Source organism: Acetobacter fabarum, assembly GCF_029069195.1.
Lineage (GTDB): Bacteria > Pseudomonadota > Alphaproteobacteria > Acetobacterales > Acetobacteraceae > Acetobacter > Acetobacter fabarum_A.
In genome coordinates, this window is record NZ_JARDYK010000008.1 from 52,062 (window position 1) to 71,598 (window position 19,537).

The window sequence follows — 19,537 nt, forward strand, 5'->3', positions numbered from 1 at the left end:
GTGTTTCCTCCCTTTTGCATCACGTCTCGTCGCGGGCATTCCAGAAAGCCTGCCGCACGCCAGGCAGAGTTTCCACCTTCTCAACCGCAGCATCCAGTTCTTCGACGTTGACCGAGGTGGGGAAGAGCGTCAACTCGATCTCCATTTCGTCCGACCCCAGAAGGTGAGTGTCCATCTGGCGGACGGGGAAGCCGGTATCGTCAAGGATTTCGAGAATATTTTCCCGTATGTCCACATTCAGGTTGCGGGTGCAGATTACGTAAACCACATACAGAGCCTCACTGCTCTCCTCGCTGAACGGACGCCTGTTGATCCCGTTCACCAGCGGACGCAGCAGCGTATTGCTGGCAAGGACGAAGAGCGTGGCAAGTAATGCTTCACCCAGAAAGCCAGCGCCAGCGCAGGCCCCGACCGCGCCCGACCCCCAGAGTGTTGCCGCAGTGTTCAGACCGGAGACACTGGCGCCTTCTTTCATGATCGCGCCAGCACCCAGAAAACCGATCCCCGAGACGACATAGGCAACGATTGTGATGGGTGTTTGCGATCCGTGGTCAATTTCGAACAGGCGTGCGCCCAATATGACAAAGATGGCCGCACCAACAGAAACCAGCGTATTTGTTCGCAACCCTGCAGTACGCTGGCGAAGCTGGCGCTCGACGCCGATCAGGGCGCCGAGGGCAAAGGCTGTCAAAAGCTCGATGAGTGTGGTCGCAAGCGATGACAGGCTGCTGAAATGAAGATCAAGGGTCAAATCATGACTCCAGAGGAAGACAGGGTTCGTCCATGTGGCTTCTTACCAGCCGAATTGGCGGATATAGATTTTTTTCATCAGGGACGTCAGGAATGCATACCCCAGAATCATACCGGCCAGCCAAGGATAATAGCTGAGTGGCAGCGGCTGGAATCCAAAATATCCACCCAGAGGGCTGATCGGCAGAGCGATGCCAACAGCAGCGATCAGCACGGTCATGAGCATCAGTGGCCATGCAGCCCGGCTGTCAATGAAGGGGCGCTGTGGCGTGCGGATCATGTGGACGATCAGTGTCTGTGTCAGCAATCCTTCCACAAACCAGCCGGACTGGAACAGGGACTGGTTGGCTTCGCTATTCGCACCAAAGACATGCCACATGACGATAAATGTCGCGATGTCAAAAACCGAGCTGGCGGGACCGAAGAAAATCATGAACCGGCCTATATCCCGTGGGTTCCATTTCAGTGGTTGTGCGATCAGGGCGCGGTCCACGCTATCGAACGGAATGGCGGTCTGCGAGAGATCGTAGAGCAGGTTCTGCACCAGTAATTGCAGCGGCATCATCGGCAGGAAGGGCAGAAACGCACTGCCAACCAGAACCGAGAAAACATTGCCGAAGTTCGAACTGGCCGTCATGCGGATATATTTGAGCATGTTACAGAAAGTCCTGCGCCCTTCGAGCACACCTTCTTCGAGCACCATCAGGCTTTTTTCCAGCAGGATAATGTCCGCTGCTTCCTTTGCAATATCCACACCCGTATCGACCGAGATACCGATATCTGCCGCGCGCAGGGCCGCCGCATCGTTGATACCATCCCCCATGAAGCCCACGACATGGCCGCCATTGCGCAGTGCATGAACGATCCGCTCCTTGTGCTGAGGGGTAAGGCGGGCGAAAATCTGATGTGTGCTGACCGCACCTGCCAGTACGGTTTCGCTCATGGTGTCGATCTGCGGGCCGGTCAGGAAATGTGCATGCCCAAACCCGACCTGCGCGCAGACCTGCGCCGTAACAAGTTCGCTGTCGCCTGTCAGGATTTTGACTTCCACACCGTGCTCCGCCAACGCCCGCAGGGCGGGCGCTGTTGTTTCCTTCGGTGGATCGAGAAAGGCGATATAACCTACCAGTGTCAGCTCCGTCTCATCCTTTACCGAATAGACAGACTGCGCAGCAGGCATCTCACGCGTTGCAACAGCGACCACGCGCAGCCCCTGCCGGTTCAGGTCCTGCGTGACGGTGTGCAGTTTTTCCAGCATCCTGTCATCAAGGCGGCGCACATCCGCACTCTCAGTGTCCGCAATCCATGTGCAGGCAGCCAGCATTTCCTCCACCGCTCCCTTGCAGATCAGCAAAGGAGGATTGCTTCCTTCCGACACGATAACCGACATGCGCCGACGTTCGAAATCAAACGGAATTTCATCAATCTTGTGCCAGTTCCGGGCTTCAGGCGCTTCATGGTCCAGCGCGACATGTTCCAGCACCGCACGGTCCAGCAGGTTCTTGAGTCCGGTCTGGTAAAAGCTGTTGAGCCAGGCGTAACGCAACACAGCCTCGGAGGGTGTGCCAAACGCATCGGTGTGGCGTGCCAGTGCAATCTTGTCTTGCGTGATTGTTCCGGTTTTGTCGGTGCAGAGGATGTTCATTGCACCAAAGTTCTGTATTGCGTCCAGACGTTTGACAATGACTTTCCTGCGCGAAAGTGTGACCGCGCCTCTGGCCAGGGTCGAGGTTACGATCATCGGCAACATTTCCGGCGTCAGCCCAACCGCGACCGAGAGCGCAAACAGGGATGCGTCGAGCCAGTCCCCCTTTGTCAATCCGTTGAGGAACAGTACTACCGGTGCCATAACAAGAGCAAAGCGGATCAGCAGCCAGCTGACACCGTTTACACCTGCCTCGAACGCCGTAGGGGTACGGTCTGCCTCCGAAACACGCGCAGACAGCGCACCAAAGCAGGTATTCTGGCCCGTTGCGACGACGAGCGCGGTCGCAGAACCGGAAATGACGTTGGTCCCCATGAAGACGAGGTTGGGTGTTTCGAAAATGGATGTAAAAGGCTTGTCAATTTCAGCAAATTTTTCTACCGGCAGCGCTTCGCCAGTCATGGCGCTCTGGGAGACAAACAGATCCTTGGCTGTCAGCACCCTGCAATCTGCGGGGATCATGTCACCCGCGGACAGAATGACGTGATCGCCGGGCACAAGGTCGCGGATTGGCAGTTCAACCGGAACGGCTGAACGCGCCACATGCAGATGCTCGCCAGCATAACGCGCGTTGATGGCCTCTGCATCAAGCGCGTGACGCCGGATGACGGTCGCGGTGTTGCTGACCATGGATTTTAGCCGTTCGGCTGCCCGGTTGGAACGTCCTTCCTGCACAAAACGCAGCAGGGTGCTCAGCGCCACCATCGTGCCGATGACCGTGGCCGCCGTCAGGTCCTGCGTCAGTACGGAGATAAGGGCGAGCGTTGTAAGCAGCAGGTTGAACGGGTTGCTGTAGCAATGCCACAGGTGCCGCCAGGCTGGCAGTGGTTTTTCGTGTTCCACTTCGTTGGGGCCAAAACGTTCCCGGCGGTCTGCCGCCTCGGCATTTGTCAGCCCGTCCTCACACGAATGCAGGCGTGTGATCGCAGCCGGAACATCGTCGGTTGCGATCTGGCTCATCTTTCTGGAATCGTACTGCAACGATGCCTGTCTGTTGCCGGTTCCCAGCCTGTTCAGGCTTTCGAGTATTTTCTGGCGTCGAAAATAACGCTGTGTATGACGCTGTTTCAGAAACAGGCTGAACAGAAACTGTAGAATATTCTTGAAGCCGTTCATGATGAACACTCCCCCTGGCAAGTGTCGGGGCACCGCGCGAAACAAGAAAAACGCGGCAGGCATGGTAGCGGTATTGGCCACCACCATGCTTGCCGTGCGCAATCGCCGGGCTGGGCACAGAAAATACGTAAAAAATTTCCAAACTGGGATTGCGTGGAAACAGGTATCATTTTCCTGATAAATGATAATATCGCAAGATATTATTGCCTTGTTGCAGGGGGTAATGAGTATATCAAAAATATACGAAAGTATAATTGACCTTCCGGTGTTACGGTTTTTCCGGGGCAGGCTGCAAAAGCGGAGCATTTTTTTGAGGTCGTCAGACAGCCCCATATCCTTGTGCCCTGCCCGTGGCGCGCCCCTGCGATCTCCGCGCGACAGGGAAAAATTTGCGTGTTCACAGGGTTTGAAAATGCACATGAAGGGTGAACTGACCAGTATCGCTCGCATAGATCGATGGAGGAAAATAGAATGAACGGTAATAAAATCATCAAACTTATATTGTATTGAGATTTTCTTATTTTCCACAAAATATTATTGATCTATACTAATCTGGCGATAAATGATATTATGCCGGAAAAGGGATAATAGTCTTATGTTAGATTCTGATTCGAAACATGCTCACTTTGGCTGGTTCAAACGGCGCAAACATATCAACGCAGAGGATATCACCATTGTCGATGGTGATATGCTCAAACGCGCTGTTGGAGCTGCCGCACTAGGCAATGCTATGGAATGGTTCGACTTTGGTGTTTACGGCTATATTGCTGTTGTACTTGGTCAGGTCTTTTTTCCATCTGCCGATGCCGCCGTGCAGCTGATCGCCACTTTTGCGACCTTTACCGTGGCTTTTCTGGTGCGCCCGTTGGGGGGTATGATTTTTGGCCCTCTGGGTGATAAATATGGCCGCCAGAAAATTTTGGCCGTTACCATGGTTATGATGGCGTCCAGCACGTTCTGTATCGGGCTTATTCCATCCTATGGCAGTATTGGCATCTGGGCGCCTGCACTTCTGCTGCTTGCGCGTATGATCCAGGGTTTTTCGACAGGTGGAGAATATGGTGGGGCGGCCACTTTTATAGCTGAGTATTCCACAGATAAAAAGCGTGGATTTATGGGGAGCTGGATGGAGTTCGGAACGCTAGGCGGGTATGTCGCCGGAGCGGGTGCCGTAACAGCTCTGCAATTAGCACTTACAGAAAGTCAGATGACCGTCTGGGGGTGGCGTATTCCCTTTCTGGTCGCCGGGCCGTTAGGGCTTCTGGGTCTTTATATGCGGAACAAGCTGGAAGAAACGCCAGCGTTCCAGAATTACTCAAAAGAAGCCGAGACGCGTGAAAATGATAAGCCCGGCTGGCGCGACCTGTTTACCGTTCATTGGAGACAGCTCGCCAAATGCATGGGGCTGGTTCTGGTTTTTAATGTGACGTACTACATGGTCCTGACATACATGCCGAGCTACCTGAGTGTGACGCTGGGCTACCCGGAAACGAAGGGTCTGCTGCTCATTATTCTGGTAATGCTGGTCATGATGCCCCTGAACGTCGTAGGCGGGCTGTTTAGTGACCGGTTGGGGCGGCGGCCAATGATTATTGGGGCCTGCCTTGCTCTTTTGTTTCTGGCGATACCCAGTTTGTGGTTGATACAGAGCAATAATGACTGGCTGATTTTTCTGGGGCTGATGCTTCTGGGCGTATCTCTGGTGTGCTTTACCAGTTCGATGCCTGCTACATTGCCAGCCTTGTTCTATACGCCCGTCAGATACACGGCATTGTCTCTGGCATTTAATCTGTCAGTTTCAATTTTTGGGGGGACTACACCTTTAATAACGGCATGGCTTATACGGCGAACCGAGAATTTGATGATCCCTGCCTACTATCTGATGGGGGCAGCAGTCGTGGGAATTCTGACCATGCTGACCGTGAAGGAAACGGCACGCTTACCTTTGCGCGGTTCCCCCCCTGCTGTTGGAACCGAAGATGAACTTAAAGCCTTCATGAAAGGGAACAGGCCTTTGACTGTAGATCCAAAATTACCCCCGCTGTCCCAGACAGACAATTCTTGACGGATGTACGGTTGCGGCGGGCCAGAAGGACGATCTGGCCCCTGTTGGTGCCTGAAATTCGCCTCTGTACCGGTGATCTTCCGGTATTCTGAAAATGGGGCAAAGTAGTCGAGCATTCCGGTCGAGCCGGGGGTATGACAGGTAGCGGCTATGGCAGGAAACTCCGCGCAACGGTCTGTCGTTCTATTTGCGCTATACCGCCTTGAATTCGGATGGTTTTTAACTCTGATTCTTTAGGTATTTTACGTTGGGTATAATAAGTGGAACTTAATGGGGCGCTGTACCTGACTTGCATATTTTTTTATTTTTAGTATTATATCCAGTTGTTAAATAATTCATCTAAAATGGTAATAACAATGTTACAGTATTTGTATAAAGATGCTCCTGTTCGCAGCAAAATTCATGCGGTCATGCTGTTTCAGGAGTCTTACCCGGTTCTTCAGATCGCATTGATAATCCTTGCATACTTCATGGATGCGACCGCTCTGCATATGCTGTACATTACGGTGGCGTTGTTCGTGTTCAGCCAGCTGGAGGCCCTGGCTGTCTGGCACGTTCTGGAACGTTCAGTCATCCTGCCGACAGAACAGCTGGTGAACGTCGGTGAGGAACTGGGCAAGGGAATTATATCCAGCACGATTCCATATTATAATAACAAGGACTGTACCGGCAGGCTTGCACGAATCATGGTGTCCTTTGCCAGCAATGTCAAAGAGCAGAAGACGGCGCGCGAGCAGCAGGAAAAAATGTCTGACGAAATCAAGGATTCTTTTGAACGTAGCCAGAACCGTGACCGGCAGACCAGAGAAGTCATTTCAGTGCTGGGCGTTGCATTGAACGAGATGGCTCAGGGGGATGTCAGTCAGCAGATTTCCAACAATGCGTTTGACGGCGAGTTCGCGCCTTTGCGTGAGGCTTTCAACCAGTCAATGCAGGGTCTGAATGAAGCGCTTAAAACCGTGGCCAAAAGCTCGGATCTGATCGCCAGCAGCGCGAGTGAGATTTCCACGGCTTCTGACGATCTTGCAAAGCGCACTGAAAAGCAGGCAGCCAATCTGGCTCAGGCCGCGATAGCGGTCAGGACCATTACTGACGGGGTGCAAACGACCGCGCATGCCTGCAAGGATACAACAGAGGAAACCCGCCAGACACTGGAAAAGGTCAACCTTGCGACGACGGCAATGGTAGAAACGACGAAATCCATGGATGGTATCAAGGCGTCGTCCGATGCGATTGGTGAAATTATCTCCGTGATGGACAATATCGCGTTTCAGACAAATGTGCTGGCGCTCAATGCCGGGGTTGAGGCCGCCAGAGCGGGTAATGCCGGACGCGGTTTTGCTGTTGTGGCGCAGGAAGTCCGTTCTCTGTCCGAACAGGCGGCTACATCAGCCAATGAGATTAAAAAACTGGTCACTGTCGCGTCTGATCAGGTCTCCAAGGGAGTGACGCTTGTGCAGACAACAAGCTCCTACCTGAGCGAGTTTGCCAGCAGCACTCAGGGTATCGCTGAAAGAATTGAGAAAATTTCCGTTGCGACCCAGCATCAGGCGAGCAGCCTCTCGGAAATTACATTGTCTATTGGGGATATGGATCGCGTAACCCAGCAGAACGCGGCAATGGTGGAAGAAACAACGGCGGCCAGCCATAATCTGACCGGAGAGACAAAAACCCTGTCTCAAACGCTTCAGCGTTTCGTAATGTCCGCTTCGTCCTCACGCAGGCCGCCTCAGCTTGCATGGGACGAAACGGCCCCGTCCCGTTCAAAGCGCCTTCTTCAGAAGATAAGCGCATAGTCCAGCCCGGGCTTTGAGCCCCGGGCGTGATCCGGCTGAGCCCTGCGGGTACAGGCAAGAAGTATGCGCAGGCCCAGCAGGCACGGCTTGCAGCGGATAATTCCGAGGCATTTTTGCCCTGCCTGCAAGCCGGGCTTGGATACGCCCGTCAGTTTTCGCCCCCATTTGCGGTGTTTAGGGTTTGTGCTGCAACGTAGCCTGCGCTCACACTGAGCATGCACAACCCTACGGACAGGCCGATATTAAGAAGTGCGCGGCCCGGCGCACCGCTTTTGAGCAGGTCAAGCGTTTGCAGGCTGAAGGCCGAAAACGTGGTGTACCCCCCGCATAACCCCACCATAAACACCAGCCTTCCGGTTTCGGATACGGGCAGGCGGCCACCTGCTGCGGTTAGGGTGCCAAAAAAAGCAATGGCAAACGAACCGGATACATTAATGGCAATGGTCCCCCACGGCAGAACCTGATTCCAGCGCAGGGTTGCGAGCCCTACCCAGTAGCGCAGCAGCGTGCCAGCCGCCCCGGCGAGACCGATAAGGAGAGAGGGTAGAATGTTGGTCAACATGGAAAGCTCTGTGTCTGTGGTTCTGTGCTGATCAATGGTGGGGTCAGGACTGGCCATGTGGCATGGGCCAGCAGGTCCACCATTCCGGCTGTGGTGTCAGGGGGTGCGTATGTCCGGTGGAGGCAAGCCGTGTAGGCGGGCATGGTTCTGGGCATATTCCTCCCTCACGCATGGTGTTGCGGGGTAGGAATCATCAGCCAGCAGGGCGGTTTGATTTTGGTGGGGCAAAATCCGACAGAGTCCATTACCGTGGTTAAGTATGAATAAAACACGTTCTCCAAGTCAATCCCGTCTGCTGGCGCGGGAGGCGGGGCTTTGAAAATACATCCCGATATATCTTTACTTTCGATATATCGGGATGTATATCGGAGTCATGGAACACAAAAACAGACACGCAGGCGGTCGCTACTGCCATCAGTTATTCGCTCCTGAAGGTCGGTCCGACCTGGCAGGGCATGGTCGCCACCACGGACGGGGTGGCGGCGGGCGGCGGGGTGGCCGCCACAGACTGTTCGATTACGGGGAGATGCGTCTGCTTGTGCTGAGCCTGATCGGACAGAATCCGACCTACGGGTACGAGCTTATCAAAACCATAGAGGACAAGTTTGCAGGCAGTTATACGCCAAGCCCCGGTGTGATTTACCCCACACTGACATGGCTGGAGGAGGCTGGGCATATCCGCCCTGTGGAGCAAAATGGGCGCAAGACGTACCACATCACCTCCGAAGGGGAGGTCTATCTGTCTGCCAATGGCGCTGATCTGCACGCAATTCTTGCCCGTGCCGCCAGCGCGGACACGCCAGAGCAGGGCGGGCGGTGCAATACACCGGTGTCCGTAGTGCGTGCGATGGAAAACCTGAAAACCGCTCTACGCCTGAAGCTGCGCAACGGTGGCTTAACCCCGCAGGAAGCCGAACAGATAGCCTCCCTGCTGGACGGGGCCGCCCGTGCCATTGACCAGACATAAGCTCCTTTGAAGCTTCACCCACATCCAACCCATGGACCAGACAGCTATGCAAAATCTGATACAGGAGCAGGCATGGCCACCCGCTCCCGTCTATGAGACCGTGCGGCATCCAATGCGCAGGCGCAGCCTGAGCGTGGCGGCGGTGGATTACCTGACACCCCATACGATCCGTATCACACTGACCGGGCCGGATCTGACTGATTTTACCAGTGCGTCTGCCGATGACCATGTTAAAGTCTTTTTGCCCGGAGCCGATGGCGTGGAGGTACGCAGGGACTACACACCGCGCCGTTACAGCCAGGAGGAGGCAACGCTTGTGCTGGACTTTGTCAACCATCAGGCCGGTCCAGCCGTAACGTGGGCGCGTGCGGCCCGTGTGGGGGCGCCGCTGGATATTGGCGGGCCAAAAGGGTCGCGCGTTATTGCGGGCACCGTGGCGCAGTGGCTTCTTGTGGGGGATGAGACGGCTTTACCAGCCATTGCTCGCAGGGTAGAGGAATTACCCGCGCCCGTAACAGTAACAACCGTTGTGGCTGTGCCCGGGCCGGAAGATGAACAGAACTTTGCAACGGCTGCCAGCCATGATGCGCACTGGGTACACCGGCCCATGGCTCAGGCGGATCAGGCGCAGGCGCTTGTGGCCGCGCTTGGTGAGGTGAGCATTGCGCCGGGCACTTTTGTCTGGGTTGGGGCGGAGGCTCATGTGGCCCGGGCTGTGCGGCAATACCTGCTGAAAGAACGCTGCGTGCCAGCCCGGTGGATGAAGGTCGCAGGGTACTGGATTATGGGGCAGGAGAATGCTGCCGTGCGGGATATGGCAGATTTTTAAGAGACGGGGCGTTGCTTGCAGGCCACCCGGCTATCCGTATGAAAAGGAACAGACAGACCATGCCTCAATATATTGCCATGAACCGTTTTCTGGTTACGCCTGAAAATGAGGAAGCCTTTTGCCAGCGCTGGCTGGAGCGCGAGGTGTTCTTGCAGAGCGTTCCCGGTTTTGTCAGTTTCCAGTTTCTGCAAGGTCCGGAAAAGGAAGGCGGCAGGCTCTATGCCTCCCATACCGTATGGGCATCATACGATGCATTTGTAGGCTGGACCCAGTCCGAGCAGTTTCGGCAGGCTCATGCCGGAGCAGGGCAGGGGCGTGCCCTGACCGCAGGCCCACCAGTGTTTGAAGGTTTTACGGTGCTACAGAACGTAACAGCCTGAACAGGGGGAGGGCTCCCCCGGCCCGGTGGGTGGGGGGTTAGTTTGAATGCTGGCCGTCGGGGATTTCGTCCCCCAGTTTTTCCCACGCATAATCAGCATTCCAGACTGCCAGCAGGTCATCCAGATGTGTGGCGCATAAAAGGGCAAGCTTGGGTTCAAACGCGCGCCCGGCTTCCTGTTGCAGAATTTTTTTGACTGCTTCGGGTGTCCATGAGTGCTTGTAGTTGCGCTTGGACAGGCATGCGTCAATGGTATCTGCCACGGATATGACCTGTACCCAGAGCGGAATATGCGCACCTTTAAGCCCGAGTGGGTAGCCTGTGCCATCCCACCGTTCATGGTGGAGCAGGGTTGCATCCATGACTTCGCGCGGGAAGTCGTGCTCGTACCATTGCAGCACGCCAAGTCCCAGCAGTGGATGTTTGCGAATGACGCTTTTTTCTTCCGGGGTCAGCGGGCGCGGCGCGTGCAGGATCTCTGGCCCTGTCAGCACCTTGCCTGTATCATGCAGTTCTCCGGCAAGCTGGATGGTATTCTGGTCCAGCCCCAGTCCCGCCAGTTCGTTGATCCGCGCAGCCAGTAATCCCACGCGACGACCATGCCCGTCCTGGATATTGCTTACACCCTGAATAAACTCTTTGTGGGAGAGCGATGGAGGAGGAAGCGTTCCGGCATCCCACATGGAGGCGATGGTACAGTCAGGCATACATAGTCTACTCGTAGATATTGAATGTGATTTATTCAGTTTGCGTTGAGGGATTTTAGAATCAATAAAATACGCAGTAAACTCGGAAAAAAGTTTATTACCAAGAAAACATGGGGTGTCTGCACTGCAACTGTTGCAATGCCAGAAGAGAATTGCAGTCCGGCGTGCGGAAGAAAAGAGGGATTGGGTTTATAAAATTGTTTTTATTCAATATGTTATGCATAAATCCGCTGTGGCGGAATGTAGCCAACCCTTCCGTTCCTTTTGTTTGTTAATCAGGAGCGTGGGCGGCAATGCTGATATATTCGTAATATAATCAGGCTTTTTCAGGGGCTCTGGTTCATGGCTACAATGCGGTTGCGACCGTTGTTCTTGGCTTTGTAGAGGGCCTCATCGGCCTGATGGATCAGCAGGCGTGCATTGGTTTCGCCCGCAAATGTCGTGGCACCACCCGAGACGGTGACCTGAACCTGATCATGGGAGGAGAGCGTAAGCGGATGTTCGGCCAGCGAGGTGCGAATACGCTCCGCACAACTCAGCCCGTCCTCCAGCGGGGTTTCGGTCAGGACAATCAGGAATTCTTCGCCGCCATAGCGGAAGATAAAGTCGTTGGCGCGTACGTTGACGGCAATAATTTCGGCGACAAAGCACAACACTTCATCCCCTATCAGATGACCGAACTGATCATTGATTTTTTTGAAATGATCAATGTCGAGAATAACCAGACTGAACGGTTTTTCGTGCGTGAGGGCAAAGGTGATCTCGTTCTGGATGACCACATCGAGAAACCGGCGGTTGAACACCTTGGTCAGGGGGTCACGCCCGTTTTCCACTTCCTCCAGATGCCGGAATACGCGCCCGATCAAAAAGGTCAGGCTGGTAATGGCCTTGTGGAGTTCGGTGGGGAATTCGGGCGGAATGGTAGCGGTTTGGCGAATGACCGTAATCTTGGCGTCCAGATCACGCACCTTGTTCTGGATTTCATGGGCTTCATGCGTACCTTTGAACAGGCTCATGCCCTTGTGGGTCAGCCATAGGCCAAATTCGGATTCCGCAATGGTGGGCAGGTCTTCGGGGTGGTCCTTGCACAGACAATAGAAAGCCTGCGTGCTCCACCCCGAAAAGGTGCTGATCTGTGTTTCTTTTTCGTAGGAAATATTGTGCCCGAGGGAGACAAGGCGGAAGGCCTCGTCACTTTCCACTTTTTTGCGGAAGTTGATGTCATAAGCCTTGATCATGAACTTGAAGGCAAAATCCATCATGTTGCTCAGGTAGATAATGGCGGCAATAGTGTCGTCCTTATCCGATGTGGCGGCTTTTATGCTGTTAATAAGAGCCTGTTTGATAATGTAAATTCCGTACACCACAATATCGGTTGGAATTTCAAGCTGGGCATGGACCGTACCGATACGGCACTGGAATTCGCTCAGTTCCTCAAGGTGCTCGGCATCGGTAAAAAACAGGCTCTGGATCCAGGCGAGCAACTGGGGTCGCATTTTGACATCAACAGTTTCCTTTTCCAAAAAAATGGCGGCCCGTTCGTGATGGAAAAGTGCGGAGTAAAACAGGCTCACGCAGGTCTGCCCCGAAGTCGTGACAACGTCGCGCAAAATTTCGCGGATATGTGCCGGGGTCCCGTTCATCGTCTCCTTCATTTGATCGAGGGGGGACAAGGTTATGAAATCGGGAGACATATGTTAACGGAACCTTTTGATAAAACTATATAAAATATGCTTCGCCACTGGGTGGCAATAACGCGGAACAAGAACCATACCAGAGGACACACGGCAGCGTAGAATACGACCCGACTGTTATAATACCGAAGCACAGGCTGCGATATTTATGCATATCACAACCAGTGTGTCTGTTGCGCTTTGAGCTTTATAGCATTGTTTTATGCTTTTGGGGCTGTGTGGTCGGGGGCGCGGCATAGTGTGCAAGGGAGCGGACTTTATACTCCCATGGCATGGATGCAAGGGGGAAGGCGTTTACGTATCTGCCTGCTCTCCCCTGTTCATGCGGTGGCGTGGGGGAATGTGCGGGAGGATACGGAGGTAGGCGTCCTCCTCCGTTTCGTCCGGTTTTATACCCAGCCAGTGGGGTTTGCGGCGGATCGTCCAGTCCAGCATATGCGCGCAGGCCTTGCGGCACAGGGTAAAATCTTCTGCCAGCAGGGCAATGCCCAGAGGGAGCATCCATAAGCCCAGCACGGGCAGGAAGGAGAGCAGTCCCCCCATCACCAGCAATGTGCCAGCAGGCAGGCGGAGCCATTTCTGCCCCGGTTCGCGCAGCCAGAACAGCCAGCCCCGTGTGGTGTCCGGCAGTCGGACAAGGAGTAGCGCCATACGGCGCTGGCGCAGGAATTCGGTGGGATGGGCTGTTCCGGCAATGGTCTGTGCATCGGTCATGGTACAGATATGGGGTACAGGTAGGGTGCTTGCAAAGGTGCTCCCCGCTTCTGGCATGCCATATGCCCGGCGGTGCGGTACCTATTGGGCAGATCGCAAGGCTTGGAGGGACGTGCCAGCGGCAATAACCCTCACATTCAGTGCCGGAGTGGGTGGAGCCAGTGTGCGCAGCGCTTCCAGCCCCTGATGGAACAGACGGACAACAATGTATGGCCCATGTGCCGTGCGCCACAGCTCAAAGGCCAGTGTTGTATCGGGGGCAGTGGGGTCGGGCTGGTCGGCAAAAGACCAGTCCAGCCCATACAGGGTGGCCAGTGCGTCCAGATTGGTGTCGTGCCCTGCCAGTACGAGCAGTTTTGTCTGTTCCGTTACAGTGGGTATACCGTCCACCGGCTTGCCAGCCAGCGTGTTTTGCACGGCTGCGGCCATCGGAGCGCCCTTGTGTGCGGCCAGTGTGGGCAGGCGGCGGACCAGCCAGCTTTCTTCTGTGTGAAGGGGAAATACCTGCCCGATCAGGGGGGCGGGGTCACGCCCACCAAACGGTTCAGCCTGTGCGGGCATGCCCTGTGCGTATTCCAGCAGCAGGTTTTCGGCCGCTGTGCCGCCCGTGGCAATGCCGCCTGCAAGGTGGGGTCTGCCTTTTTTCCATACCAGAGTGGTTTTGCTGGCGCGCAGGCAGTGGGGGGTATTGGTTGCGCAGGCGGTGGGGGCCAGAACACCCTGCAGCGTGGTCATGCTGGCCGCCACGCCGGGGGGCTGGGTGTGTGCTCGCTGGCTGAACTCCTGCGTGATGGCACTTTGCTCCTGTGCACTGAGCGGTGCTGGCAAGCCTGCAAAAATGGGGTCTTCCTGCCCGTCGGGTAGGGCGTTGGCGCGCAGACCGCACGGGGGTGCAAGCTGGTCGGCCCATATGCCTCCACTCTCACGCGTGCGGTGGTCTTTGGCATCGGCCCATATGGCAATGCTGGCAGATGTGGGGCAGCCGCCTGACTGGAGCAGACCCGCCTGCGTGTAGTACTGTCGTACCAGCACCACCATCTGGGCCAATGCCTGTCTGCCATGTTCGGTCAGGTCGCCGGGGGCTACGGGCCATTGCGCCCATGCGTGGCCGGTCTGGGCCTGCAGGGTCCGGGGTGGTTTGGTGGGGCTGCGTATGCCATGGCGGGTTAGCAGGACCACCCTCTCCAGCATTGCCCCGCGCTGCGTGGAAGGCAGCGGGAGTGTGGGGGCGGCAAAGGCGGGAATTGCCATGAGCACTGTGCAGAAAAGGGCAGGACGTTTCATGGTATGGTTACCGCAAGGTTGAAGGATATGCTGCGTCCGAGGGTATGGTCAGTCCGGATTTTGCCTGGAAAATATATGATGGATAAAGCAGGTATCGTCTGGTCCAGGTCCGTGGCATCATCAGAGGGAGTACCGTCATAGGCCCTGCATTGCTGTCTGTCCTGAAAATCGTGCAGGCATATGGCGCGGCCCGGAGCGGTAATGGGTTTGTCTGTTTTTCTGTCAGTCTGGCATGTTGTTATCGCATATCTTTTTGCGGCGTGATGCCTGCAGGACAAGGAGGAGCGGGTGCGACCGCGTGGTGTGGCGGTATGGTGGATGCGCGGCATTCACATCAACTGTACACATTATCCACAGGCTTATGCACCGGAGCATCCGCAGAATCTGTGGACGAATCTTATGCAAAGCGCTTTTTTTGCGCGTCAACAGGTGGCAGGGGGAACGGGTCTGTCGCCATGCCGCGGCGCATTGCTGTGCCTGTATTTAAAACATGGCTGTGTTGCGTAATGGTTAACGGGTTTGGGACCTTCTTGGAGGGTAAAGTAAATTTCTCAAAAATAATAATTTTTTTAATTCAGTTTCTTTTGCGTTTAACACCTTGAGAAACGCATTTTGCTAACCAGATATTGAGTTTGAATCCTTAATACTCGGGTGTTCAACATTTTCGGTCAGGATTGTTTTTATGCGTTTTAAAGCATCTTTTGCGGCAGTGGCCGCTCTTATGGTCAGTGCTTCGGCAGCGCATGCCGGGGCCATTCATACGGATTGGGAAAAGTTCAAGGCCGGGCGTGCGCTGCACCACCTGTCTGTGGATGGTCAGAAAGCCTTGCAGGATGTGCTGGTCGCGCGGGATCTGCTGGCGCAGGGTAAAACGGATGCGGCTATCCCCCCGATTTACGATGCGCAAAAGCGCTTTGTTGCGGCACAAAAGGATAACCGGCGGTTTTACGCGGCGGAGAACCAGTTGCAGCCCGCGCCCCAGCATCCTGTTTCGGCCACACATAAGCCTACGACTGGCCCTGTGACGTGGATTCCCGTTGGTGGTGAGTTCATTCTGACCGAAACTCTGGCCCCCGATAAAAAAGCCGCAGCCCAGAAAGCCAACAAGGCGCTCAAGGCTGGGCAGAACGCACAGGCCCAGCAGAACCTGCAGGTTGTGGGCGAAGATGCCGACTTTATTATTGCTCTTGCCCCTCTGGAGCAGACCAAAGACACCCTGTACCGCGCCCGTGTGCTGACTGAAGGCCGTCAGGCCAAACAGGCGAAGGAAGCGCTGGACCAGTTGCTGGATAGCATTGTGTTTGTCTCGGACGATTTTGTGGACCAGTCCGCAAATGCCCATTCCTCCGCCCAGACTGCGGGCAAGACTGCAGCTCAGGGTAACAGCAGTGCTGTAGCGCCAGCCGCCACCCCTGCTACGGTGTCCGCTCCCGCTCCCGCTCCCGCTCCCGCATCCAGCGTGACAGCACCAGCAGCTTCGACCACGGCAACGCCAGATGCCTCAAAGGGGAATTCTGCCACGGGCAGCACTCACTAAAAGCTTTTTAAACCAATATGTTAGAAAATTAATGCAAAGGGCGACGAAAAAAAATCGTCGCCCTTTCGTTTTTTGCTTGCCTTTTAATGCGAGTCGTTCTTATTATCATCTTGTCGCGGTGATGAAGGCGTTTCTGCTGGTGGGGCAAGGGGCATCACCGCGACAATCTGTGGTTGTCGTGACTACCGTAAAACTATCCCCCCTAACTTCCGGGCTGTTTTGCATCCCCGGTCAGTCCGGAAGAGTTCTTTCTTCTCCTCCTACCCCTTGCCCTGCCAGCACCAGCTTCAGACCCGCCCTCCTGAGAGCGGGTTTTTTAGTGTTCGGGCACGGCCCTGTAAGGCACAACCCCGCGCGCATTGCTGCCCGTGTCCAGCACCCTGCCAGAAACGGGGAGCGAACGGTGGCTGCATACTTCCCGTCCGCAGGCCCGGCACCCAGGCCCAATAGGCACGACCAGAGTGTGGTCGGCCAGATCAAGCCCGGCGGCGTAAACGGTTTTTGCCGCATCGGCTATGGTGCAGCCCAGCACAATGGCAATCTGGCGGGGGCGGTCGGCATAGCTCAGTCCTTCCCGCCCGACGGTGCGCGCGACATTCAGGTAAATGGAATCATCCGTAGTCTGTGAAAGCTGGACCTGAATCTGCCCCGGTGTTGCAAAGGCACGGAACACGTTCCACAACGGGCAGGGGCCACCAAAGCGCGCCTGAGAAAAACGGTTGGCTGAAAAACTTTTAAGAATATTGCCAGCAATATCCAGTTTTAGAAAATAGAACGGAATACCTTCCGCGCCAAAGCGCTGCATGGTGCTCAGGCGGTGGCAGACCTGCTCGAAACTGACTCCAAAATGGCGGCGCAGGTCGTCCACATCATACCGCATGCTTTGCGCCTTATGCAGGAAGCGCGTATAGGGCAGGATAAGCGCACCAGCAAAATAGTTGCCCAGATATACCCGTGCAAGTTCCTGCGCATTACGCTCCTTTGGGCCTTCGCGGCGCAAAATATCCGCCATCAGGCGGGTATGTTCCAGCTGGCCTATAATCTGAGCCAGAAAAAACAGCGTGCTTTCCGGCGGCTGGTTATGGGGGAGCTGTATTTGGTGCTTGTGCCGGTCAATCCGCCAGACCAGCCCGCGCTCCTGTATGTCCGTATTATGGGTTATGCCCAGACCGTGCTGGTTGCGCAGGTGCTGGGCGAGGGCTGTATCCAGAGATATTTCCGTGCTTATGAGTCGTTCGTAAAATGCCTCGGCTGCGCAATCAAGTTCATGAAAATAGTTGTTATGGTCCTGCACCCAGTTGCCAACGGCCTCGTACGGTTCAAGCGGGGGAGTGCTGGCCAGAGGAGCATGGGCATGCCGTTCCTGCTCAAACGTGTATGCACGATAGAGCGTTAAAAACGCTTCGCACAGTTCGGGGGTCTGGCGGGCAGCTTCGGCCATTTTAGCAAGCTGTAACGGAGAGTTTTTAAAAATCGGGTCGGCCATGGTCTCGCGCAGCGCCTGTGCGGCATGGGCTTCGCGCGTGTCGGCGAACCAGGCGGGGCTCAGGGCAAAACGGTCGCACAGGTTTTGCAGCAGGTGGTCGGGCAGGGGGCGATGGTTGCGCTCCATCTGGTTAAGATAGCTGAGCGATACGCCAACACACTCCGCCAGCACGGCCTGTGTCATGCCTTCACGCTGGCGTAACTGGCGGAGCCTGTTGCCAGCAAACAGCTTGGTTTTGGTTCTGGGCATGCTCGCCAACCTTCACAGACTTTGCAATGGACGCGAATTCCTTCGCTTCTTTTTACTCTTATTCCTCTGCTGCTTTACGCAACAGTCTGCAACTGTTTCCCCAGATCACAAGTTGGCAAGGGCCGGAATAATGCAAAATCATGAAGTGCGCGTACACCCAGAGAGTGAACGCCTGAACCGTGCGGACCAGCTGGCCTGGAAAATTGCACAGGTCGCGGCAGACCCGGTTGGGGTGGAACCCGCGGTGGCGGATATGATCATCAACCGCATGATTGACAATGCCGCCGTAGCCATGGCCTCTGTCAACCGTCATTCGGTCATGAGCGCACGGACCGAGGCGCTGGCCCACTGCAGGCCCGGCGGGGCGACGGTGTTTGGCATGGGGCCGGATGTGCGCGTGCATGCGGAATGGGCGGCATGGGCCAACGGGACCGCCGTGCGTGAGCTGGACTACCATGACACCTTTCTGGCGGCTGAATACTCCCATCCGGGGGATAATATTCCCGGTATTCTGGCTGTGGCGCAGCAGTGCAACCGCAGCGGCGCGGACCTGATCCGCGGCATCGCCACCGGCTACGAAATCCAGATTGATCTGGTCCGCGCCATATGTCTGCACAAGCACAAGATTGACCATGTGGCGCATCTTGGCCCATCGGTTGCGGCGGGTATTGGCACGCTGCTACGCCTGCCGCCCTCGGTCATTTATCAGGCTATTGGGCAGGCGCTGCATGTCACCACCGCCACCCGCCAGAGCCGCAAGGGCGAGATTTCGTCCTGGAAGGCGTATGCTCCGGCCCATGCAGGCAAAATGGCTGTGGAATCCGTCGATCGGGCCATGCTGGGCGAAACATCCCCCACTCCGATCTATGAGGGGGAGGATGGGGTTATCGCATGGATGCTTGATGGCAAAAACGCGCATTACACCGTGCCCCTGCCGGGTATGGGTGAACCCAAGCGGGCCATCCTGTCTTCCTTTACCAAGGAACATTCAGCCGAATACCAGAGTCAGGCGCTGATTGATCTTGCCTTCCGCATGGGTAAAAAAATCAGCAACTGGGAAGATGTGGAAGATGTGCTGATCGAAACCAGCCATCACACCCACTACGTAATTGGCACCGGCTCCAACGACCCGCAGAAGTTTGACCCCCAGGCCACGCGGGAAACGCTGGACCACTCCATCATGTATATTGTGGCCGTGGCCTTGCAGGACGGGTGCTGGCACCATGTGCGCTCCTACGAGCCCGAACGGGCGCGCAGGCCCGATACGGTGCGGTTGTGGAAAAAAATCCACACGATTGAAAAACCCGAATGGACAGAACGCTACCATGAGAGCGACCCGGACAAAAAAGCTTTTGGCGGGCGCATCGTCATCCGCATGAAAGGCGGCGCCGTTCTGGCAGATGAACTGGCCGTGGCCAATGCCCATACTCTGGGGGCAACTCCGTGGCAGCGCGCAGATTACATTAAAAAATTCCGCACCCTGTCTGAAGGTATCGTTGCTCCGGCGGAGGTCGAGCGTTTTCTGGCCGTAGTGCAGCGCCTGCCAGAACTTGGGGCAGGGGAACTCCACCAGCTTGAACTGCATATTCCACCGCAGGACATGCAGATCAACAAGGTGGAAGGTATTTTCAACTTCGGCCAGTCTGCCCTGGGTGCCAGAAATATCCAGCAGACCGCAGCCCTTACGTCCTGACAGA

General features: G+C 55.6%; 15 protein-coding genes and 1 pseudogene. 7 read left to right on the top strand and 9 right to left on the bottom strand.

What is annotated here, in order from left to right:
* Positions 1-19: 19 nt before the first annotated feature.
* Together PY793_RS10310 and mgtA are read right to left on the bottom strand one after the other, a co-directional pair.
* Positions 20-751: an MgtC/SapB family protein gene (locus PY793_RS10310; protein ID WP_275177974.1), complete on the bottom strand. Its 732-nt coding sequence runs from the start codon at positions 749-751 to the stop codon at positions 20-22.
* A gap of 42 nt (positions 752-793) precedes the next feature.
* Positions 794-3,571 carry a magnesium-translocating P-type ATPase gene (mgtA, locus tag PY793_RS10315; RefSeq protein ID WP_275177975.1) on the bottom strand — a complete coding sequence of 926 codons (2,778 nt, stop codon included), beginning with the start codon at positions 3,569-3,571 and terminating at the stop codon, positions 794-796.
* 595 nt (positions 3,572-4,166) lie between these two features.
* On the opposite strand from mgtA, the gene proP reads away from it, so the two are divergent.
* Positions 4,167-5,636 (top strand): glycine betaine/L-proline transporter ProP, encoded by a 1,470-nt coding sequence (proP, locus tag PY793_RS10320; RefSeq protein ID WP_275177976.1) that lies wholly within the window; start codon positions 4,167-4,169, stop codon positions 5,634-5,636.
* A gap of 410 nt (positions 5,637-6,046) precedes the next feature.
* Positions 6,047-7,432 carry a methyl-accepting chemotaxis protein gene (locus PY793_RS10325; protein ID WP_275177977.1) on the top strand — a complete coding sequence of 462 codons (1,386 nt, stop codon included), beginning with the start codon at positions 6,047-6,049 and terminating at the stop codon, positions 7,430-7,432.
* Between the two features lie 148 nt (positions 7,433-7,580).
* On the opposite strand, the gene PY793_RS10330 is transcribed toward PY793_RS10325, so the two are convergent.
* Positions 7,581-7,994 carry a CrcB family protein gene (locus tag PY793_RS10330; protein WP_275178025.1) on the bottom strand — a complete coding sequence of 138 codons (414 nt, stop codon included), beginning with the start codon at positions 7,992-7,994 and terminating at the stop codon, positions 7,581-7,583.
* Positions 7,995-8,090: 96 nt separating this feature from the next.
* Positions 8,091-8,222, bottom strand: a complete 132-nt coding sequence (locus PY793_RS10335) for a hypothetical protein (protein ID WP_275177978.1) — start codon at positions 8,220-8,222, stop codon at positions 8,091-8,093.
* 145 nt (positions 8,223-8,367) lie between these two features.
* Between PY793_RS10335 and PY793_RS10340 the strand changes: the two genes are divergently transcribed.
* Genes PY793_RS10340 through hmuQ form a run of 3 tightly spaced genes read left to right on the top strand, consistent with a single transcriptional unit; the run spans position 8,368 to position 10,170 of the window.
* Positions 8,368-8,961, top strand: coding sequence for a PadR family transcriptional regulator (locus PY793_RS10340; RefSeq protein WP_275177979.1), 594 nt, complete (start codon positions 8,368-8,370; stop codon positions 8,959-8,961).
* Positions 8,962-9,007: 46 nt separating this feature from the next.
* A complete protein-coding gene (locus PY793_RS10345) occupies positions 9,008-9,790 on the top strand; it encodes a siderophore-interacting protein (RefSeq protein WP_275177980.1) in 783 nt (260 codons plus the stop codon).
* Between the two features lie 59 nt (positions 9,791-9,849).
* Positions 9,850-10,170, top strand: a complete 321-nt coding sequence (gene hmuQ, locus PY793_RS10350) for a heme-degrading protein HmuQ (protein WP_275177981.1) — start codon at positions 9,850-9,852, stop codon at positions 10,168-10,170.
* 37 nt (positions 10,171-10,207) lie between these two features.
* Here hmuQ and PY793_RS10355 read toward each other — a convergent pair whose 3' ends face one another.
* From PY793_RS10355 to PY793_RS10370, 4 genes are all read right to left on the bottom strand, one after another.
* A complete protein-coding gene (locus tag PY793_RS10355; RefSeq protein WP_275177982.1) occupies positions 10,208-10,876 on the bottom strand; it encodes an HD-GYP domain-containing protein in 669 nt (222 codons plus the stop codon).
* Between the two features lie 326 nt (positions 10,877-11,202).
* On the bottom strand, positions 11,203-12,570 hold the full coding sequence (locus PY793_RS10360) for a GGDEF domain-containing protein (protein ID WP_342803921.1): 1,368 nt from the start codon (positions 12,568-12,570) through the stop codon (positions 11,203-11,205).
* Positions 12,571-12,864: 294 nt separating this feature from the next.
* Positions 12,865-13,341, bottom strand: a complete 477-nt coding sequence (locus PY793_RS10365; RefSeq protein ID WP_275177983.1) for a hypothetical protein — start codon at positions 13,339-13,341, stop codon at positions 12,865-12,867.
* Positions 13,342-13,365: 24 nt separating this feature from the next.
* Positions 13,366-14,535 carry a histidine-type phosphatase gene (locus PY793_RS10370; RefSeq protein WP_275177984.1) on the bottom strand — a complete coding sequence of 390 codons (1,170 nt, stop codon included), beginning with the start codon at positions 14,533-14,535 and terminating at the stop codon, positions 13,366-13,368.
* 715 nt (positions 14,536-15,250) lie between these two features.
* Between PY793_RS10370 and PY793_RS10375 the strand changes: the two are divergent.
* A pseudogene (locus PY793_RS10375) lies at positions 15,251-15,901 on the top strand (YfdX family protein); the annotation flags it as partial.
* A 520-nt stretch (positions 15,902-16,421) separates the two neighbouring features.
* Here the strand turns inward: PY793_RS10375 and PY793_RS10380 are convergent.
* Entirely contained in the window at positions 16,422-17,840 is a 1,419-nt protein-coding gene (locus tag PY793_RS10380) for a helix-turn-helix domain-containing protein (protein ID WP_275177986.1), read from the bottom strand.
* A 130-nt stretch (positions 17,841-17,970) separates the two neighbouring features.
* Between PY793_RS10380 and PY793_RS10385 the strand changes: the two genes are divergently transcribed.
* A complete protein-coding gene (locus PY793_RS10385; protein WP_275177987.1) occupies positions 17,971-19,533 on the top strand; it encodes an MmgE/PrpD family protein in 1,563 nt (520 codons plus the stop codon).
* Positions 19,534-19,537 lie beyond the last annotated feature (4 nt).